13 protein-coding genes are annotated in these 15,954 nt (G+C 61.6%); 7 read left to right on the top strand and 6 right to left on the bottom strand.

The features are described from left to right. Window positions 1–30: 30 nt before the first annotated feature. A complete protein-coding gene (locus M1E16_RS17645; RefSeq protein WP_305500192.1) occupies window positions 31–471 on the bottom strand; it encodes a CBS domain-containing protein in 441 nt (146 codons plus the stop codon). A gap of 340 nt (window positions 472–811) precedes the next feature. Between M1E16_RS17645 and M1E16_RS17640 the strand changes: the two genes are divergently transcribed. Then, a complete protein-coding gene (locus M1E16_RS17640) occupies window positions 812–3,175 on the top strand; it encodes a DNA polymerase II (protein WP_458128007.1) in 2,364 nt (787 codons plus the stop codon). 174 nt (window positions 3,176–3,349) lie between these two features. Here M1E16_RS17640 and M1E16_RS17635 read toward each other — a convergent pair whose 3' ends face one another. Further along, complete coding sequence (locus M1E16_RS17635; RefSeq protein ID WP_434630054.1) at window positions 3,350–4,171, bottom strand: aldo/keto reductase; 822 nt, start codon at window positions 4,169–4,171, stop codon at window positions 3,350–3,352. Window positions 4,172–4,282: 111 nt separating this feature from the next. Continuing rightward, complete coding sequence (locus M1E16_RS17630; RefSeq protein WP_458128006.1) at window positions 4,283–5,431, bottom strand: aldose epimerase family protein; 1,149 nt, start codon at window positions 5,429–5,431, stop codon at window positions 4,283–4,285. Window positions 5,432–5,729: 298 nt separating this feature from the next. Between M1E16_RS17630 and M1E16_RS17625 the strand changes: the two genes are divergently transcribed. The 4 genes from M1E16_RS17625 (at window position 5,730) to M1E16_RS17610 (ending at window position 9,487) form a co-directional block, all read left to right on the top strand. After that, complete coding sequence (locus M1E16_RS17625) at window positions 5,730–6,479, top strand: hypothetical protein (RefSeq protein WP_458128005.1); 750 nt, start codon at window positions 5,730–5,732, stop codon at window positions 6,477–6,479. Window positions 6,480–6,589: 110 nt separating this feature from the next. Continuing rightward, entirely contained in the window at window positions 6,590–7,375 is a 786-nt protein-coding gene (locus M1E16_RS17620; RefSeq protein ID WP_045156451.1) for a sulfite exporter TauE/SafE family protein, read from the top strand. 69 nt (window positions 7,376–7,444) lie between these two features. Further along, the gene (locus M1E16_RS17615; protein ID WP_458128004.1) at window positions 7,445–8,803 is read left to right on the top strand and encodes an erythromycin esterase family protein; all 1,359 of its coding nucleotides are present in this window, start codon (window positions 7,445–7,447) and stop codon (window positions 8,801–8,803) included. 135 nt (window positions 8,804–8,938) lie between these two features. Next, on the top strand, window positions 8,939–9,487 hold the full coding sequence (locus M1E16_RS17610; RefSeq protein WP_458128003.1) for a DUF4174 domain-containing protein: 549 nt from the start codon (window positions 8,939–8,941) through the stop codon (window positions 9,485–9,487). Between the two features lie 149 nt (window positions 9,488–9,636). Here M1E16_RS17610 and ampC read toward each other — a convergent pair whose 3' ends face one another. Further along, window positions 9,637–10,785, bottom strand: a complete 1,149-nt coding sequence (gene ampC, locus M1E16_RS17605) for a class C beta-lactamase (RefSeq protein WP_458128002.1) — start codon at window positions 10,783–10,785, stop codon at window positions 9,637–9,639. Window positions 10,786–11,009: 224 nt separating this feature from the next. Between ampC and M1E16_RS17600 the strand changes: the two genes are divergently transcribed. Both M1E16_RS17600 and M1E16_RS17595 read left to right on the top strand, forming a co-directional pair. Next, the gene (locus tag M1E16_RS17600; RefSeq protein WP_458128001.1) at window positions 11,010–11,888 is read left to right on the top strand and encodes a Dyp-type peroxidase; all 879 of its coding nucleotides are present in this window, start codon (window positions 11,010–11,012) and stop codon (window positions 11,886–11,888) included. 98 nt (window positions 11,889–11,986) lie between these two features. Further along, window positions 11,987–12,733, top strand: a complete 747-nt coding sequence (locus M1E16_RS17595) for an SDR family oxidoreductase (protein ID WP_458128000.1) — start codon at window positions 11,987–11,989, stop codon at window positions 12,731–12,733. A gap of 113 nt (window positions 12,734–12,846) precedes the next feature. Here M1E16_RS17595 and mapR read toward each other — a convergent pair whose 3' ends face one another. Beyond that, window positions 12,847–14,256 (bottom strand): GntR family transcriptional regulator MpaR, encoded by a 1,410-nt coding sequence (mapR, locus tag M1E16_RS17590; RefSeq protein ID WP_458127999.1) that lies wholly within the window; start codon window positions 14,254–14,256, stop codon window positions 12,847–12,849. 137 nt (window positions 14,257–14,393) lie between these two features. After that, on the bottom strand, window positions 14,394–15,806 hold the full coding sequence (ccoG, locus tag M1E16_RS17585; RefSeq protein ID WP_458127998.1) for a cytochrome c oxidase accessory protein CcoG: 1,413 nt from the start codon (window positions 15,804–15,806) through the stop codon (window positions 14,394–14,396). Between the last annotated feature and the right edge of the window lie 148 nt (window positions 15,807–15,954).

Below are 15,954 nucleotides of genomic sequence, written 5' to 3'. Positions count from 1 at the left end.
AGTCGAGAATGAGCAACCCGCCCGAGCCAATCATTCGCCGCGAATGTATTGCTCCAGTTGTCTGATCAGGTCCGCCTGCTCGGCAATGGCTTCCTTGACCAGGTCACCGATGGACAACAGGCCGACCAGCTTGCCGTTTTCCACCACGGGCAAATGCCGCAGGTGTTTCTCGGTCATGATGCTCAGGCAGGTCTCGACGTTCTGGTGTGGATCGATCGTGATCACGGGCGAAACCATGATGTCGCTGACTTTCGTGCCCACCGAAGAGCGTCCGTGCAGGACCATTTTGCGCGCATAGTCACGCTCGCTGATGATGCCCAGCACTTCATCGTTCTTGACCACCAGCAAGGCACCGACATTTTTCTCGGCCATGCGCATCAGGGCCTGCAAGACCATGTCATCCGGGGAAATGGTGTGCACTTGCTGGTTTTTCTCGTCTTTTATCCGGAGCAACTGCGCGACGGTTTTCATGGGGAAGCCTCGGGTGTTGTTTTTGCGGGTGGTTCAAGAATCGTAGACCCAACGGCGCAGAGCAAGCGGTAAAGCGGCAGTCAGCCGTCCAAAACCGTCATGGATGGTGAAAAACCACTGATTTTATTGTGGCGCGCTGTCGTGGCGGGGGAGCTTGCTCCCGCTGGGCTGCGTAGCGACCCTAAAAAAGCCATGACAACCCAGTGTGTCAGGCAGATACAGGGGGGGCCGCTGCGCGACCCAGCGGGAGCAAGCTCCCTCGCCACGAAAGCAGATCCAAGGGCAGGTGAAGTCCCAGGTCAGGTAGAATGCGTAACACGCAAAATTCGAGGTTTCAGCGGTGGATCTACAGCAGGGCTTCGTCCTGACCCGGCATTGGCGCGATACCCCGGCGGGCACCGAAGTCGAGTTCTGGCTGGCGACGGATGCCGGTCCCCGGCGCGTGCGCCTGCCGGTGCAGACGTCGGTGGCGTTCGTGCCGCAGATCCAGCGTGGCCATGTCGAGGCGCTGTTGCAGGGCGAGAAGGATGTCGAGTTGCGGCCCCTGGACCTGCTGGATTTCGAGCACCGCCCGGTGCTCGGCCTGTATTGCCGGCAACATGCGCAACTGATGCGGCTGGACACGACATTGCGGCGGGCTGGCGTGGATGTATTCGAGGCCGACGTCCGGCCGCCGGAACGCTACCTGATGGAGCGCTTCATCACCGCACCGGTCTGGTTCGGCGGCACGCCCTCAGCCGATGGCTTGCTCCTGGATGCCCAGATGAAACCCGCGCCCGACTACCGGCCACCGCTGCGGCTGGTGTCCCTGGACATCGAAACCACCGCCCAGGGCGATTTGTATTCGATTGCCCTGGAGGGCTGCGGCGAGCGCCAGGTCTATATGCTCGGGCCGCCCAATGGCGATGATCGTGAAGTGGATTTTCAGCTGGAATACTGCGAGTCCCGCGCGGCGCTGTTGAAGAAACTCAACGAGTGGTTCGCCCGCTTCGATCCCGACGCGATCATCGGCTGGAACCTGGTGCAGTTCGATCTGCGCGTGTTGCATGAACACGCCCGCCGCCTGGCCGTGCCGCTGCGTCTTGGCCGTGGCGGGGAAGAAATGCAATGGCGCGAGCACGGCGCGCGCAACAACCATTTTTTTGCCTCGGCGGCTGGCCGGTTGATCATCGATGGGATCGAGTCCTTGCGCTCGGCGACCTGGAGTTTTCCTTCGTTCAGCCTGGAAAACGTCGCCCAGACCCTGTTGGGCGAGGGCAAGTCCATCGACAACCCGTACCAGCGCATGGACGAAATCAACCGCATGTTCGCCGAGGACAAACCGGCCCTGGCTCGCTACAACCTCAAGGATTGCGAGTTGGTCACGCGTATCTTCGCCAAGACCGAGCTGCTCAAGTTCCTGCTGGAACGGGCCAGCGTCACCGGCCTGCCGGCGGATCGCAGCGGCGGCTCGGTGGCGGCATTCACGCATCTGTACATGCCGCTGATGCATCGCCAGGGTTTCGTCGCGCCGAACCTCGGCCAGCGCCCGCCGGAGGCCAGCCCTGGCGGGTTTGTGATGGATTCCCAGCCGGGGCTCTACGAATCGGTGTTGGTGCTGGACTACAAGAGTCTGTATCCGTCGATCATCCGCACCTTTCTCATCGACCCGGTGGGCTTGATCGAAGGCCTGCGCCACCCGGACGACACCGAGTCGGTGCCAGGTTTTCGCGGGGCGCGGTTCTCGCGCACCCGGCATTCCCTGCCGGCCATCGTGGCGCGGGTTGCCGACGGCCGGGAAACCGCCAAGCGCGAACACAACGCGCCGCTGTCCCAGGCACTGAAAATCATCATGAACGCGTTCTACGGCGTGCTTGGCTCCAGTGGCTGTCGTTTCTTCGATTCGCGCCTGGCGTCGTCCATCACCTTGCGCGGCCACCAGATCATGCAGCGTACCCGGCAACTGATCGAAGCGCGGGGCCATGTGGTGATCTATGGCGATACCGATTCGACCTTCGTCTGGTTACGCCGCGCCCACGGCCAGGAAGAAGCCGCGACTATCGGCCGGGAGCTGGTCGCTCACGTCAACCAATGGTGGCGTGATCACGTACGAGAAGAGTTCGAACTGGAAAGCGCGCTGGAGCTGCAATTCGAAACCCACTTCAAGCGTTTCCTGATGCCGACCATCCGCGGCGCGGAGGAGGGCAGCAAGAAGCGCTACGCCGGTTTGGTGACCCGTGCCGACGGCAGCGATGAAATCATCTACAAGGGCCTGGAGACCGTGCGCACCGACTGGTCGCCCCTGGCCCGACAGTTCCAGCAGGAACTGTATGGACGGATCTTCCATCGCCAGCCCTATCAGGATTACGTCCGCGATTATGTCCAGCAGACCCTGGCCGGCGCGTTCGACGAACGCCTGGTCTACCGCAAGCGCCTGCGTCGTCCGCTGGACGACTACGAGCGCAACGTGCCGCCACATGTGCGGGCCGCGCGGCTGGCCGACGAGTTCAACGAGCGCCAGGGCCGGCCACGGCAATACCAGAATGGCGGCTGGATCAGCTACGTCATCACCGTCGCCGGCCCCGAGCCGCTGGAAATCCGTAGCGCGCCGATTGACTATGACCACTACGTGACGAAGCAGCTGCAGCCGGTGGCGGATGCGATCCTGCCGTTTGTGGATGATGATTTTTCAACGTTGATCGGTGGGCAGATGGGGTTGTTCTGATCGACATTGTTGGCCGCAGGGATGCGCTTGTGGCGAGGGAGCTTGCTCCCGCTGGGCTGCGTAGCGGCCCTGAGTTTCTGGCGGTTGCTGCGCAACCGAGCGGGAGCAAACTCCCTCGCCACAGAGCGCGCCGCTGGAATAAGGGCGCGCTCATCACCACGGCGTTCGAGTGGACTAAACCATCGCCAACCGCTGCTTGCCCTGTGGCTGCGGGAACACCAGGTCCAATGCCGCCAGATCCTGAGGCTCAAGCTGCAGATTCGCCGCTTCGGCGTTCAGGCGCACGTGTTCAGCTTGCACGGCCTTGGGGATGGCAATGACATTGTCCCGGCGCAGCAGCCAGGCGAGGGCGATCTGTGCCGGCGTCGCGCGGTGGCGTTCGGCGATTTGTTGCAGGGTGTGGTCCTTGAGCAAATGCCCGCCCTGGCCGACCGGACAATAGGCCATGACCGGCATGCGCTGATGCTGGCTCCAGGGCAGTAGGTCGAATTCGATGCCGCGTTCTTGCAGGTTGTACAACACTTGATTGGTAGCGCAGACCGGCGAGGCCAGCTCCTCCAGATCGTCGACGTCAAAGTTCGACACGCCCCAGCGGCCGATCTTGCCTTCTTCGCGCAGGCGCTCAAACGCTTCGACGGTTTCCTCCAGTGGGTACTGGCCGCGCCAGTGCAGCAAATAGAGGTCGATATAATCGGTGTCGAGGCGCCGCAAGCTGCGCTCGCAGGCCAACGGAATGCCTTTGCGGCTGGCATTGTGCGGGTAGACCTTGCTCACCAGGAACACCTGGTCGCGTAGCCCGGTGATCGCTTCGCCAACGACCTGCTCGGCGCCGCCCTCGGCATACATTTCGGCCGTGTCGATCAGGCTCATGCCCAGTTCGATGCCCAGGCGCAGGGCAGCTACTTCTTTCTTGTGATGGGACGGTTCCTCACCCATCCGCCAGGTGCCCTGGCCGATTACCGGTACGGATACGCCGGCCAATTCCACAGTTCTCATGCACATCTCCTGTCGTGCTGGTCGATACAGCGTGTGGCAGCAGGATAGACCAGGCGTTCCAACCTTGATCGTTCCCGCGCATAAGGCGGGAACGATCGGTGGGTGGCAGGATTACTCGGCCGAGAACTTCAGCACCATGGTCTGGGTGTAGGTCTGGCCCGGATCAAGTCGCGTGGTAGGGAAGGACGGCTGGTTTGGCGAATCGGGATAATGCTGGGTTTCCAGGGTAAACGCGCTCCAGTGCGGGTAGACCTTGCCTTGCTTGCCCTTGATCGTGCCGTCGAGGAAGTTGCTGGTGTAGAACTGCACGCCCGGCTCGCTGGTGTAGAGCTGCAGGCGCCGGCCCGACTGCGGATCCAGGACGTCGGCGGCGAGTTTGCTCACGTCGCCCTTGGCGTCGAGGACCCAGTTGAAATCGAAGCCGCCTTGTTTTGGTTCGGCAAATTTCAGCTGCGGATGATCCGCCTTGATATGCGTGCCAATGGGCGTGGGCTTGGTGAAATCCAACGGGGTGCCGGCTACTGGCGCCAGCTCGCCGGTGGGGATCAGCTTGGCGGTCACCGGTGTGTAGTGGGACGCGTGCAGCGTCGCGACTTGCTTGAGGATGTCGCCATTACCGGCGCCGGCCAGGTTGAAATAGCTGTGGTTGGTCAGGTTCAGCACGGTCGGCTTGTCGGTGCTGGCCTTGTAGTCGATGCGCAATTCGTTCTGGTCGTTGAGGCTGTAGGTGACGTCGGTCTTCAGGTTGCCGGGAAAGCCCATTTCACCGTCCGCCGACACATACGTCAGGGTCACGCCTACCGAGTCCTTGCCGTTGCTCGGCTCGGCCTTCCAGACACGCTTGTCGAAGCCTTGCGGCCCACCGTGCAAGGAGTTGTCCTTGTCGTTCTGCGGCACCTGGTAGCGTTTGCCATCCAGCTCGAACGCACCGCCGGCCAGACGGTTGCCGAAGCGACCGATGGTCGCGCCGAAATACACGTTGCCGTTCTTCTGGTAGCCCTGCACGTCGTCGAAGCCGAGCACGATGTCGGCAGTCATGCCGTTTTTGTCCGGCACGATCAGTGACTGGAGGATCCCGCCGTAAGTGATGACGGTCGCCTCGACGCCGTGGCTGTTGCGCAGTACATATTTTTCAACCGGCGTGCCGTCGTTGGTCTTGCCGAAGGCAACGCGTTCATTGGTCAGGCCGGCGGCCTGGGCAGAGGTGGCAATCATCAGAGAGACTCCGAGGGCCGTGAGCAGATGTCTGGATTCAAGCATGGTGTGACCTTCCTTTCCTGTTGTTTTGTTGTTGTTTTTAACGTGGTCGAGTCCGTTACCTGTCGGACAGCGATGAAGGTTTTTCTGTTCAGTAGTCTTTCTATTTAAGGGTGGGGAAGGGATTTATAGCTATAAATCGAGATTTATCAATTAAAAAGTAAGACTAATTGAGCGAGGCGAGCCTTGGCCAAACGTGCACTTTCATGGCCGCTACCGCACTTTTACGGTTTTTGCCGCTCTATCCATGGCCAGGAAACGGCGATTCCCCACCGTTTCCCCATGCCCAGACCGAGATTCGATGGCCGCTGTCTTACATTCCGTGAGGGTCTTGCCACGTCGCTGCGGCTTGCTGCTGGCGAGCCTGTTGCTGATGCTCAGCGGCGGATGCAGCCATCAGCAAGGCCAGGACATGGTTACCCAGTTCAGCAATGCCAGGCCCCAGGAGTTCTTGCAGACCAGCGTCGACCGCATGGCCACGCTGTCGATGCATGACAACCTGCAGAGCCTTTACCTGCTGATGCACAAGCTCTACCTGCGCAACCCGGAAGAACTGCGCAAATCCGGCTTTCTCGATGCCCGTATCGCCGTGAAACAGGTGCGCGAGGCGATTGAACAGCAGCAACCCTTGCCGGTCCTGGGCAACAGGAAGGACCTGGCAGCGCTGAGCTACGCGATGAGTCCCGAGTTTCTCGGTGACCGGGTCGGAGCGTTCATCTATGCCATTGGCAGCATGCTGGTGACGGCTCACGGCAACCGTCTCGAGTTCTACATGACCGACACCATCGATCCGCGCTTCGTCAGCAACGCGGCGCGCAACATCGAGAAAGCCACGTGGCTGTTGGGCCAGCGGCAGAACAAGGACGGCACGCCGATGCTGTTCTCCAATGAAATCTCGGAGGAGGGCAGCAATCTGAGCTTTGCCGTGGAGTTCGGTAAGATCGTCGCGCGCCTCGACCTGCTGACCCAGATGCTGGACGAGCGCTATCGGCGAATCGGCCTGAATTATGCGCAGAGTCTGCTGTTTCTCAATTTCCTGCCTGTCCAGTAGCTGCGTCGTGCAAATGGAATAAACATAGATCACATCGATATAGGGAGTTATAAGAAAAATCGCTATGCTCGCGGCCAGATTTTTCATGCGGTCGCGCTGAGACGGGTTTGATGGATTTCGGTAATGTCGGTTTAGTCGTAGCGGGACTGGTGGTCGGTTTCATCGTCGGGATGACCGGCGTCGGCGGCGGATCGCTGATGACGCCCATTTTATTGTGGTTCGGCATCAACCCCGCGACGGCGGTGGGGACTGACCTGCTGTACGCGGCGATTACCAAATCCGGCGGCGTGCTGGTCCATGCGAAAAACCGCAATATTGACTGGGCCATCACCGGTTGGCTGACTTTGGGCAGTGTGCCGGCGGTTGGGCTGACCCTGTGGTTTCTCAGCAGCCTGAACAGTTCTCCCGACGCGATGAACGCGGTCATCAAGCAAGCCCTGGGCTTCGTGCTGTTCGCCACCGCCCTGGCAATCCTGTTCAAGAAGCGCCTGCTGCAGTTTGCCCATGACCGCGCCGGTGGCCATTACAACCCCAGTGGCTCGCGGCTCAACCTGTTGACTGTCATCACCGGCCTGGTGCTGGGCACGATGGTCGCATTGACTTCCATCGGCGCCGGCGCCCTGGGCACCGTCGCGCTGTTCATCCTCTATCCGTTCCTGGTCACCAAGCGCCTGGTCGGCACCGAAATCGCCCATGCCGTGCCGTTGACCCTGGTCGCGGGCCTTGGCCATGCAAGCATGGGCAACATGGACTGGCACATCCTCGGCTTTCTGCTGATTGGTTCGTTGCCGGGCATCTATCTGGGCAGCCACTTGTCGGGACGCATTTCCGACGAGCTCCTGCGCCCTTGCCTGGCGGTGATGTTGGCCATGATCGGTTTCAAGCTCGCGTTCTGATTTGGTCGGAGTCATGGCTGCCTCGGCATAGTCATACCTGTAAACCAGGTACTGATGAGGCCTCGATCCATGAACAGCCCAGCCAGAGATCTGCTGCAACGCCTGCGCCGTCGTCGCGCCGAACCGCGCACCGATATCGCCGACATCCTGCGCCGTCACGCCGAACCGCTGCCTGCCGAGGACAGCCCGAGCTTTGGCGAAATGTTTGATCGCTTCGCCGACGCCAAGGTCGTGCTGATCGGCGAAGCCAGCCACGGCACCCATGATTTCTACCGCACCCGCGCTGCGATCAGCCGGCACCTGATCGCGAATCACGGCTTCGGCATTGTTGCCGTCGAGGCTGACTGGCCCGACGCTGGACAAATCGACCGCTGCGTGCGCGACCTGGGGCCCTCGGCCTGGAAGCAGCAGGCATTCGCCCGATTTCCCAGCTGGATGTGGCGCAACACCGACGTCCAGGACTTTGTACGTTGGTTGCGCCGCTACAACCTCGGCCAGCCTGACGCTCGCCGCGTGGAGTTTCGCGGCTTGGACGTCTACAGTCTGCGCCACTCCATCGACGAGGTACTCGATTACCTCGACAAGAGCCATCCCCACCTGGCCCGTGACGCCCGCCATCGTTATGGCTGCCTGACGCCCTGGCATGATGACCCGGCGCTGTATGGCCATTTCACCGAGCGCGGCAACCTGGCGACATGCGAAGACGCCGTGGTCGAACAGCTCAACACGCTGCTCGCCGAGCGCCTTGATCCGTTGATCGAGGATGACGAGGGCTTCTTCAGCGCGGTGCAGAACGCCCGGGTCGTACGCGCCGCCGAACAGTACTACCGCGCCATGTATCGCGGCGGCAAGTCATCCTGGAACCTGCGCGACCGGCACATGTTCGACACCTTGCAAAGCCTGCTGGAGCATCGCGGGCCCGATGCGAAAGCGATCGTCTGGGCGCATAACTCCCACATCGGCAACGCCGCCGCGACACGAATGGGCTGGGAGGGTGAGTTCAACATCGGCCAGTTGTGTCGAATGGCCTATGGCCGTGGCGCGGTGCTGCTGGGCATGGGGACCGACCGTGGCAGCGTGGCGGCGGCCGACGATTGGGACGCGCCGATGAAAATCAAGCAGGTGGTGCCGGCGCTGGCCGGCAGTTGGGAGCGGGAGTTTTCGCTCGCGGGTGTGCGCGCATCGCTTACGGACTGGCGGACCGACCCGGACGAAGCGTTGTTGGAGGTGCTGTCCGAGCCGTTGCTCGAACGCGCCATCGGGGTGATCTACCGCCCTGAAACCGAACGCCAGAGTCATTATTTCGAAGCGGTACTGGCCGAGCAGTTCGACGCCTGGCTCTGGTTCGAGCAGACCGAAGCCGTCACGCCGTTGCCCACGCCGCACACGCTGGAGCGCGAGGAAGACACCTTCCCGTTTGGCCTCTGAAGCAGGCCTGCCGTGGTTGCGCTATGGGTCCGTTGGCCTAAGCTTCAGGCAGGCAAAAGCAGTATCGGGCGACTCTCGCGGAACAATCGCCGCCATGTGCAATCAGTACAGCGTAATTATCAAAAGGAGAGGCGCATGCTTATTCGGTCGTTGACCTTCGCTACCTTGCTGGCCATCGCCGGCCCGTTGTTCGCCGCCGATGGCGACTCACCCCTGGTAGCGGAGGTGGGCAAGTCCCGGCCTGTGATTGTCATTGCGCCCAGTTCTGTCGATCCTGCGTGGGTCAGCCTGAAGAAAGCCTTGGACGAGCCGGCGGGCAAGCAGGGTTTTTCGGAGCGCAACATGGTGCTCTATACCGTGCTCAATACCATCGGCCAGCGTGATGGCAAAGACCTCGACCCGCAAAGCACCATGGCGTTGATCCGTTCCCTCAAGCTGGGAGCGGGAGCGCAGACCAAGATCATCCTGGTAGGCAAGGACGGGGAAAAGAAGCTTGAGCATTCCGGCGCGATCGAACTGAAGGAACTGTTCGATACCGTCGACAAGCTGCCCGAGGCGGAAAAACAAGCCACGGCGCCCACCCCACCGCCAGCGCCGGAACCCGAGCCGGCCAAGGACGCCAAAGGCACCAAGCCGGGCAAGGCGACCAAGCCTGCGGCTGCGCCGAAACCGTTGGATGACTGATTCCCGAAAGCAACGATACCCCTGTGGCGAGGGAGCTTGCTCCCGCTGGGCTGCGTAGCAGCCCTATGCTTTTTCCGGGCTCATCGTCTGAAAGATTTGGGGCCGCTTCGCGACCCAGCGGGAGCAAGCTCCCTCGCCACAAAAGCATCTCAGCGCGCTTCTAATGCCATCAGGATTTGGTGCGCGGCTCTCACGCGTTCTTCAATCGGGTAGTTCTTGTTCGCCAGCATGACGATTCCCAAGTCCTCTCCAGCGACGAACGCTGCGTATGCGCCGAAACCGTTAGTCGACCCTGTCTTGTTGATCCAGGCGCCGTCGGGCGTGGGGAGCGGTGGGGTGAGCGGCTCGGCCTTTTGCGGCGTCAAAGCCATCTGTGGACTGTTGCCGGCGAGCAAGCCATCAAGGGTGAGCGGAGGTAGGTAGAACTCCCAGCCCAGCCCCTGGTGCATCCCTCCAACCTTGTATAAACCTGTGTGTGTCGTAGCAACGGCTCGCTGCAGATCCGCGTCCAGTTTCCCGGGTCGCAGATTAACCTCGACAAACCGGATCAGGTCCGCTGAGCTGATCTTCAACCCATAGGCTTCAGAGGCCAGCGCGCCAGGCCCGACCCGCACAGGCTTGCCATCCTTGGCGTAGCCTTGGGCGTAGGTTGCCATTTGATTGTGTGGCACTTGTACGTAGCTGTGCTTGAGGCCCAGCCCGGGCATCAGCGTCTGTTCCATCACCTCATCAAAGGGTCGACCCAGGCTGCGGGCCGCCAGGAAGCCGAACAAGCCGATGCTCGGGTTCGAATAGAGCCGCTGGGTGCCGGCCGGGTAGAGCGGTTTCCAGGATTTGTAGTAGCCGAACATCCGGTCGGGATGGTCGGCATCGTCGGGAAACTGCAACGGCAGGCCGCCCGCGCTATAGGTGGCGAGATCGAGCAGGCGGGCGTTTTCAAGGGCACTGCCGCGCAGTTCGGGAGCGTAGCGACCGGTGAGGTCTGACAGCTGCAGTTTGCCCTGGGCCTGGGCGTAGGCGCCGAGTGTCGCGGTAAAGGTCTTGCTGATCGAGCCGACTTCGAACAGGGTCTGCTCGGTGACGGCTTTTCTGGTGTCTTTGGAGGCAACGCCATAATTGAAGAACCGGCGTTGGCCGTTGTGCGTGATCGCCACGGCCATGCCCGCGATGTCCTGCTCTTTCATCAAGGGTTGGATAACGGCATTGACCGTGTCTTCAATGCGCTCCTGGGCGAAGCCCGGGGTCGTCCCGCAGGCCAGGGCAAAAGTCCCGGCGAGTATCGATTTGGCAATGTGCATCTGGACCGCTCTCGTTAGCTCTCCTTGAGGGCGGTCAATCTAGGACGTTTTCCGCTGTCGGGCAATCCGAGGCCATCGAGTAGAGGCCAGGTTCAGAGTGGTCCCACGAGGATGCGGGAGCATTCCTACAAAAAGCCCGGCGGCCTGACGCGACCGGCCTCAAGCCAAACCACACAAAGCGGCGGCCGCCGGGTAAACTCGCGGCTCTTTCCAAAGGAGTTCCCATGAGTTACTACCAGCCCGGCATTCTCGCCACCCCTGTTCCGCCTCAGGCCCGTCATCTGTTTTTTGCCCTGGAATCGGTCGAGGCACTGCCGGCTGCGATCGACAAGCTGTTGCTGCAACTGGATGGCCGCGTGGTAGTCGGCTTTGGCGAGTCGCTGGTCCAGGCGCTGGGCGCCAAGGTCGAAGGCTTGCGCGCGTTCCCGGCGCTGGCGGGCGTCGGCGTGGACAACCCTTCGACCCAGCACGCGCTCTGGTGCTGGCTGCACGGCGAGGACCGGGGCGAGCTGATGCACCGCAGTCGCGCCATCGAAGCGGCATTGGCGCCGGCATTGCGTCTGGTACAGATGAACGAAACCTTTCGGCACATGACCGGCCACGACCTGACCGGCTACGAAGATGGCACCGAAAACCCTCACGACGAAGCGGCCGTGGCCGCCGCCCTGGCCAAGGGCAACGACGGGCTGCGCGGTGGCAGTTTTGCTGCGATCCAGCAATGGCAGCATGACCTGGACGGTTTCGCCGCGATGCAGCCCCATGAGCGAGACAACATCATGGGCCGGCGCCTGAGCGATAACGAAGAGCTCGAAGATGCGCCTGAGTCTGCCCACGTCAAGCGCACGGCCCAGGAAAGCTTTGCTCCGGAGGCTTTTGTCGTACGCCGTTCCATGCCCTGGATCGAAGGTGACCGCGCTGGCCTGATGTTCCTGGCGTTCGGTTTTTCCCTGGACGCCTTCGAGGCGCAATTGCGGCGCATGAGCGGTCTGGAGGACGGTATTACCGATGGCCTGTATCGCATGAGTCGGCCGATTACCGGTGGTTACTACTGGTGCCCGCCGCAGTTGGACGGGCGCCTGGACCTGCGGGCTCTCGCCCGCTAAGCAGCGTCCCGCCCCGGCAGGCCGGTCGCGTTGTGCAAATCGTCGAGTCAACGCTATCCTTGGGCCCGACGTATTTGCCTGGAAACGGGAGAGCAAGCGTGGATAAAGTCATCGTCATCACCGGTGGCGGGCGTGGGATCGGGGCGGCCACGGCGTTGTTGGCGGCCGACCTGGGCTATCGGATCTGCATCAACTACCAGTCGGATGAAAACGCCGCCCAGGATGTGCTCGCCCAGATCCGTGCCAAGGGCGCGCAGGCCATTGCGGTGCGGGCCGACGTGAGCATCGAGGACGAAGTGGTCGGCCTGTTCAACCGCGTGGACACCGAGCTGGGCCGCGTCACCGCCCTGGTGAACAACGCCGGTACGGTTGCCCACAAGTCCCGACTCGATGAAATGTCCGAGTTCCGCATGCTCAAGATCCTGAAGACCAACGTGCTCGGGCCGATGTTGTGCGCCAAGCAGGCGGTGCTGCGCATGTCGCCCCGGCATGGCGGGCAGGGCGGCAGCATCGTCAACGTTTCCTCGGTTGCCGCCCGCTTGGGCGCACCGGGTGAATATGTCGACTACGCGGCTTCCAAGGGCGCATTGGACAGCTTCACCGTCGGCATTTCCAAAGAGCTCGCTGGCGAAGGTATTCGCGTCAATGCGGTCCGCCCGGGCTACATCTACACCGATTTCCATGCCCTCAGCGGCGATCCGGAGCGGGTCAGCAAGCTGGAATCGGCGATCCCCATGGCCCGGGGCGGACGTCCGGACGAAGTGGCCGAGGCGATTATCTGGCTGCTGTCCGACAAGGCTTCGTATGCGACCGGGACGTTTGTGGAGCTGGGGGGCGGGCGCTGATCCTGGGTTGCCTGTTCTGGCGCCATCGCGAGCAAGCTCGCTCCCACATTGGAATGCGATCCCCTGTGGGAGCGAGCTTGCTCGCGATAGCAATCCTAAGGGCAACATCGCACTCAGAACGACCGGATAATCCGCCCCAACGTCTCCATGGCCTTTTCCGACACATCGGTCCAGGGCCCGCCATAGTTCAGGCGAATACAGTTCCTGAAGCGCCGGGTCGCTGAAAAGATCGGCCCCGGTGCGATACTGATGCCTTGCGCCAGAGCCATCTGGAACAGTTTCAGCGAATCAATCTGCTCCGGCAGCTCCAGCCACAAGAAGTACCCGCCCGCCGGCTGGCTCACCCGAGTCTGCGCCGGAAAGTACCGGGCTATGGCGGCGAGCATGGCGCTTTGCTGTTCCTCCAGGGCGTAGCGCAACTTGCGCAGGTGACGGTCGTAGCCTCCATGCTGCAGGTAATCGGCGATGGCGGCCTGGGCCGGCATCGAGGCGCACAGTGAAGTCATCAGCTTGAGTCGCTCGATCTTCCGGGCGTAGCGCCCGGCGGCGACCCAGCCGATGCGGTAGCCCGGGGCCAGGCTCTTGGCGAATGAGCCGCAGTGCATCACCAGGCCTTCGGTGTCGAACGCTTTCGCCGGCTTGGGAGCCTGCTGGCCGTAGTAGAGTTCGGCATAGACATCATCCTCGATCAACGGCACTTGGTAGCGACGCAACAGTTCGACCAGGGCTTGTTTGCGCGCTTCGGGCATGGTCGCGCCAATCGGGTTCTGGAAGCTGGTCATGCACCAGCAGGCCTTGACCGGATGGCGCGCCAGCGTCTGTTCCAGCACATCGAGATCAATGCCGTCGCGTGGGTGGACGGGGATTTCCACCGCCTTGAGTTTCAGCCGTTCGAGCATTTGCAGGCTGGCATAGAACGCGGGCGCCTCGATTGCCACCAGGTCGCCCGGCTCGGTCACGGCTTGCAGGCACAGGTTCAATGCTTCCAGGGCGCCGTTGGTGACGAGCAGTTCCTCCATGGGCAGCATCAGCCCGCCGACCATATAGCGCAGGGCGATCTGGCGGCGCAGTTGAGGGTTGCCCGGCGACATGTCGGTGACCACTACGCGCGGATCCATGTCCCGCGTGGCGCTGGACAACGAGCGGGACAGGCGTTGCAGGGGAAACAGCGTCGGGCTGGGGAATGCCGAGCCGAACGGTACGGTCGTCGGATCCTTGATCGAGTCGAGCACCGAAAATACCAGTTCGCTGACGTCGACCTCGGTGGATTCGTGGACCTGACTGCTGGCGACCGGCTCGCAGAACGGGCTCGGCGCGTGATGATTGACGAAGTAGCCGGAGCGCGGCCGGGCACGGATCAGACCACGTCGCTCCAGCAGGTAATAAGCCTGGAACACGGTGGACGGACTGACGCCGTAGGTCTGGCTGGCGTAGCGCACCGACGGCACCCGTTGGCCCGGCCCGAGCATGCCGGAGCGGATCAGTTCGGCGATATCGTCGGCGAATTTTTCGTAGCGTTTCATGGCAGGCCCGGTTTGGAATAACGCGTGGTTCGCGTTTTTAAATGTGGGAGCGAGCTTGCTCGCGATGAGGCCTGCACATTCAACGCTGAGGTCGTCTGGCGTTCCGCCATCGCGATCACAAGGCACATCTTAAGGCTTCACCGATTCATCGGTGCTACAAAACGGCTTTTTGCTTCGCTGTAAATGTCTGGCTCATCACTGTCGGCAACCTTGAACGTCATTTCCTGGGACCCGCTCATGGGCCGTTCGCTGAGCATCGCCACCGAAACCGGCACGTCGACGATTTCCCCGGGTGCCAGGCTCAACTGGGTCTTGCCTTGCAGGACGAAACCGTCTCTGTCCGCCAGCGATAATTGATACGCCTGGCGTTGCTGGGTCTTGTTGATGATCTTCAGGCTGTAGATGTTTTCGATCTGGCCCTGGCTGTTCTCACGGAACAGGCCACGGTCCTTGCTCACATCCAGCGACACCATTGGCCGCTCCACCAGTGCCAGGGCCAGCGCAGCGATCATGACCATCAATACCGCCGTGTAGCCGACCAGCCGTGGTCTCAGCAGGTGAGTCTTGCCGCCTTGCAGCTGACGTTCGGAGGTGTATTTGATCAGGCCATGGGCGTAGCCCATCTTGTCCATGATCGAATCGCAGGCGTCGATGCAGGCCGCGCAGCCGATGCATTCCATTTGCAGACCGTCGCGAATATCGATGCCGGTCGGGCAGACCTGTACGCACATCTGGCAGTCAATGCAGTCGCCCAGCCCGATGTTGGCCGGGACCGCATCGCGTTTGCGCGGTCCGCGAATTTCGCCACGGGCCACGTCGTAGGAAATGGTCAATGTGTCTTTATCGAACATCACGCTCTGGAACCGCGCATAAGGGCACATGTGCATGCACACAGCTTCGCGCAGCCAGCCGGCGTTGAGGTAGGTCGCCCCGGTGAAAAAAACCACCCAGAACAGACTGACGCCAGCCATTTGCAGGGTCAGCAGCTCTTCCGCCAGCGGCCGGATCGGGGTGAAGTAGCCTACGAACGTTAGGCCGGTGAGCAGGCTGATGGCCAGCCACAACGTATGTTTGGCCGAGCGTCGCAGCAGTTTGTTCACGCCCCACGGCGCGGCTTGCAGCTTGATCCGCTGGTTGCGCTCACCTTCGGTGATCTTCTCGACCCACATGAAGATCCAGGTCCATGAGCTTTGAGGACAGGTGTAGCCGCACCACACGCGCCCGGCGAACACGGTAATCGCAAACAGGCCGAACGCGGCAATGATCAACAACGCCGAGAGCAGGATGAAGTCCTGGGGCCAGAAGGTCGCGCCGAAAATATGGAATTTGCTCTCGGAAAGATCCCAGAGCACTGCCTGGCGACCGTTCCAGTCCAGCCAAACCGTGCCGAAGAACAGCAGGAACAGGACGCCGGCACCGCTGATGCGCAGGGTACGAAACAAACCGCTGAAGCTACGGGTGTGGATCAGGTTGTCGGTAGTCCTGGCCCTGATTCTCGTGGCTGCGGGGTCGAAGGTCTGTATCAACTGGGCGGGGATTCTTTCGCTCATGGTCGGTCGCTCATCAGCCGCTATCTGGCCGGAGCACTATGACCATCGAACTGTTTGCATAACAGACTCAGGTAGCGGGATAAAAACCGGATCAGATACCGCGCGGCCCCGGCCCTGCGACACTTTGATGCACCCGGAGATGACCGAA

The sequence above is a fragment of the Pseudomonas sp. Z2-11 genome, assembly GCF_054161305.1.
The sequence above is the reverse complement of the archived record's forward strand: the minus strand, read 5'-3'. Positions and strand labels throughout refer to the sequence as shown.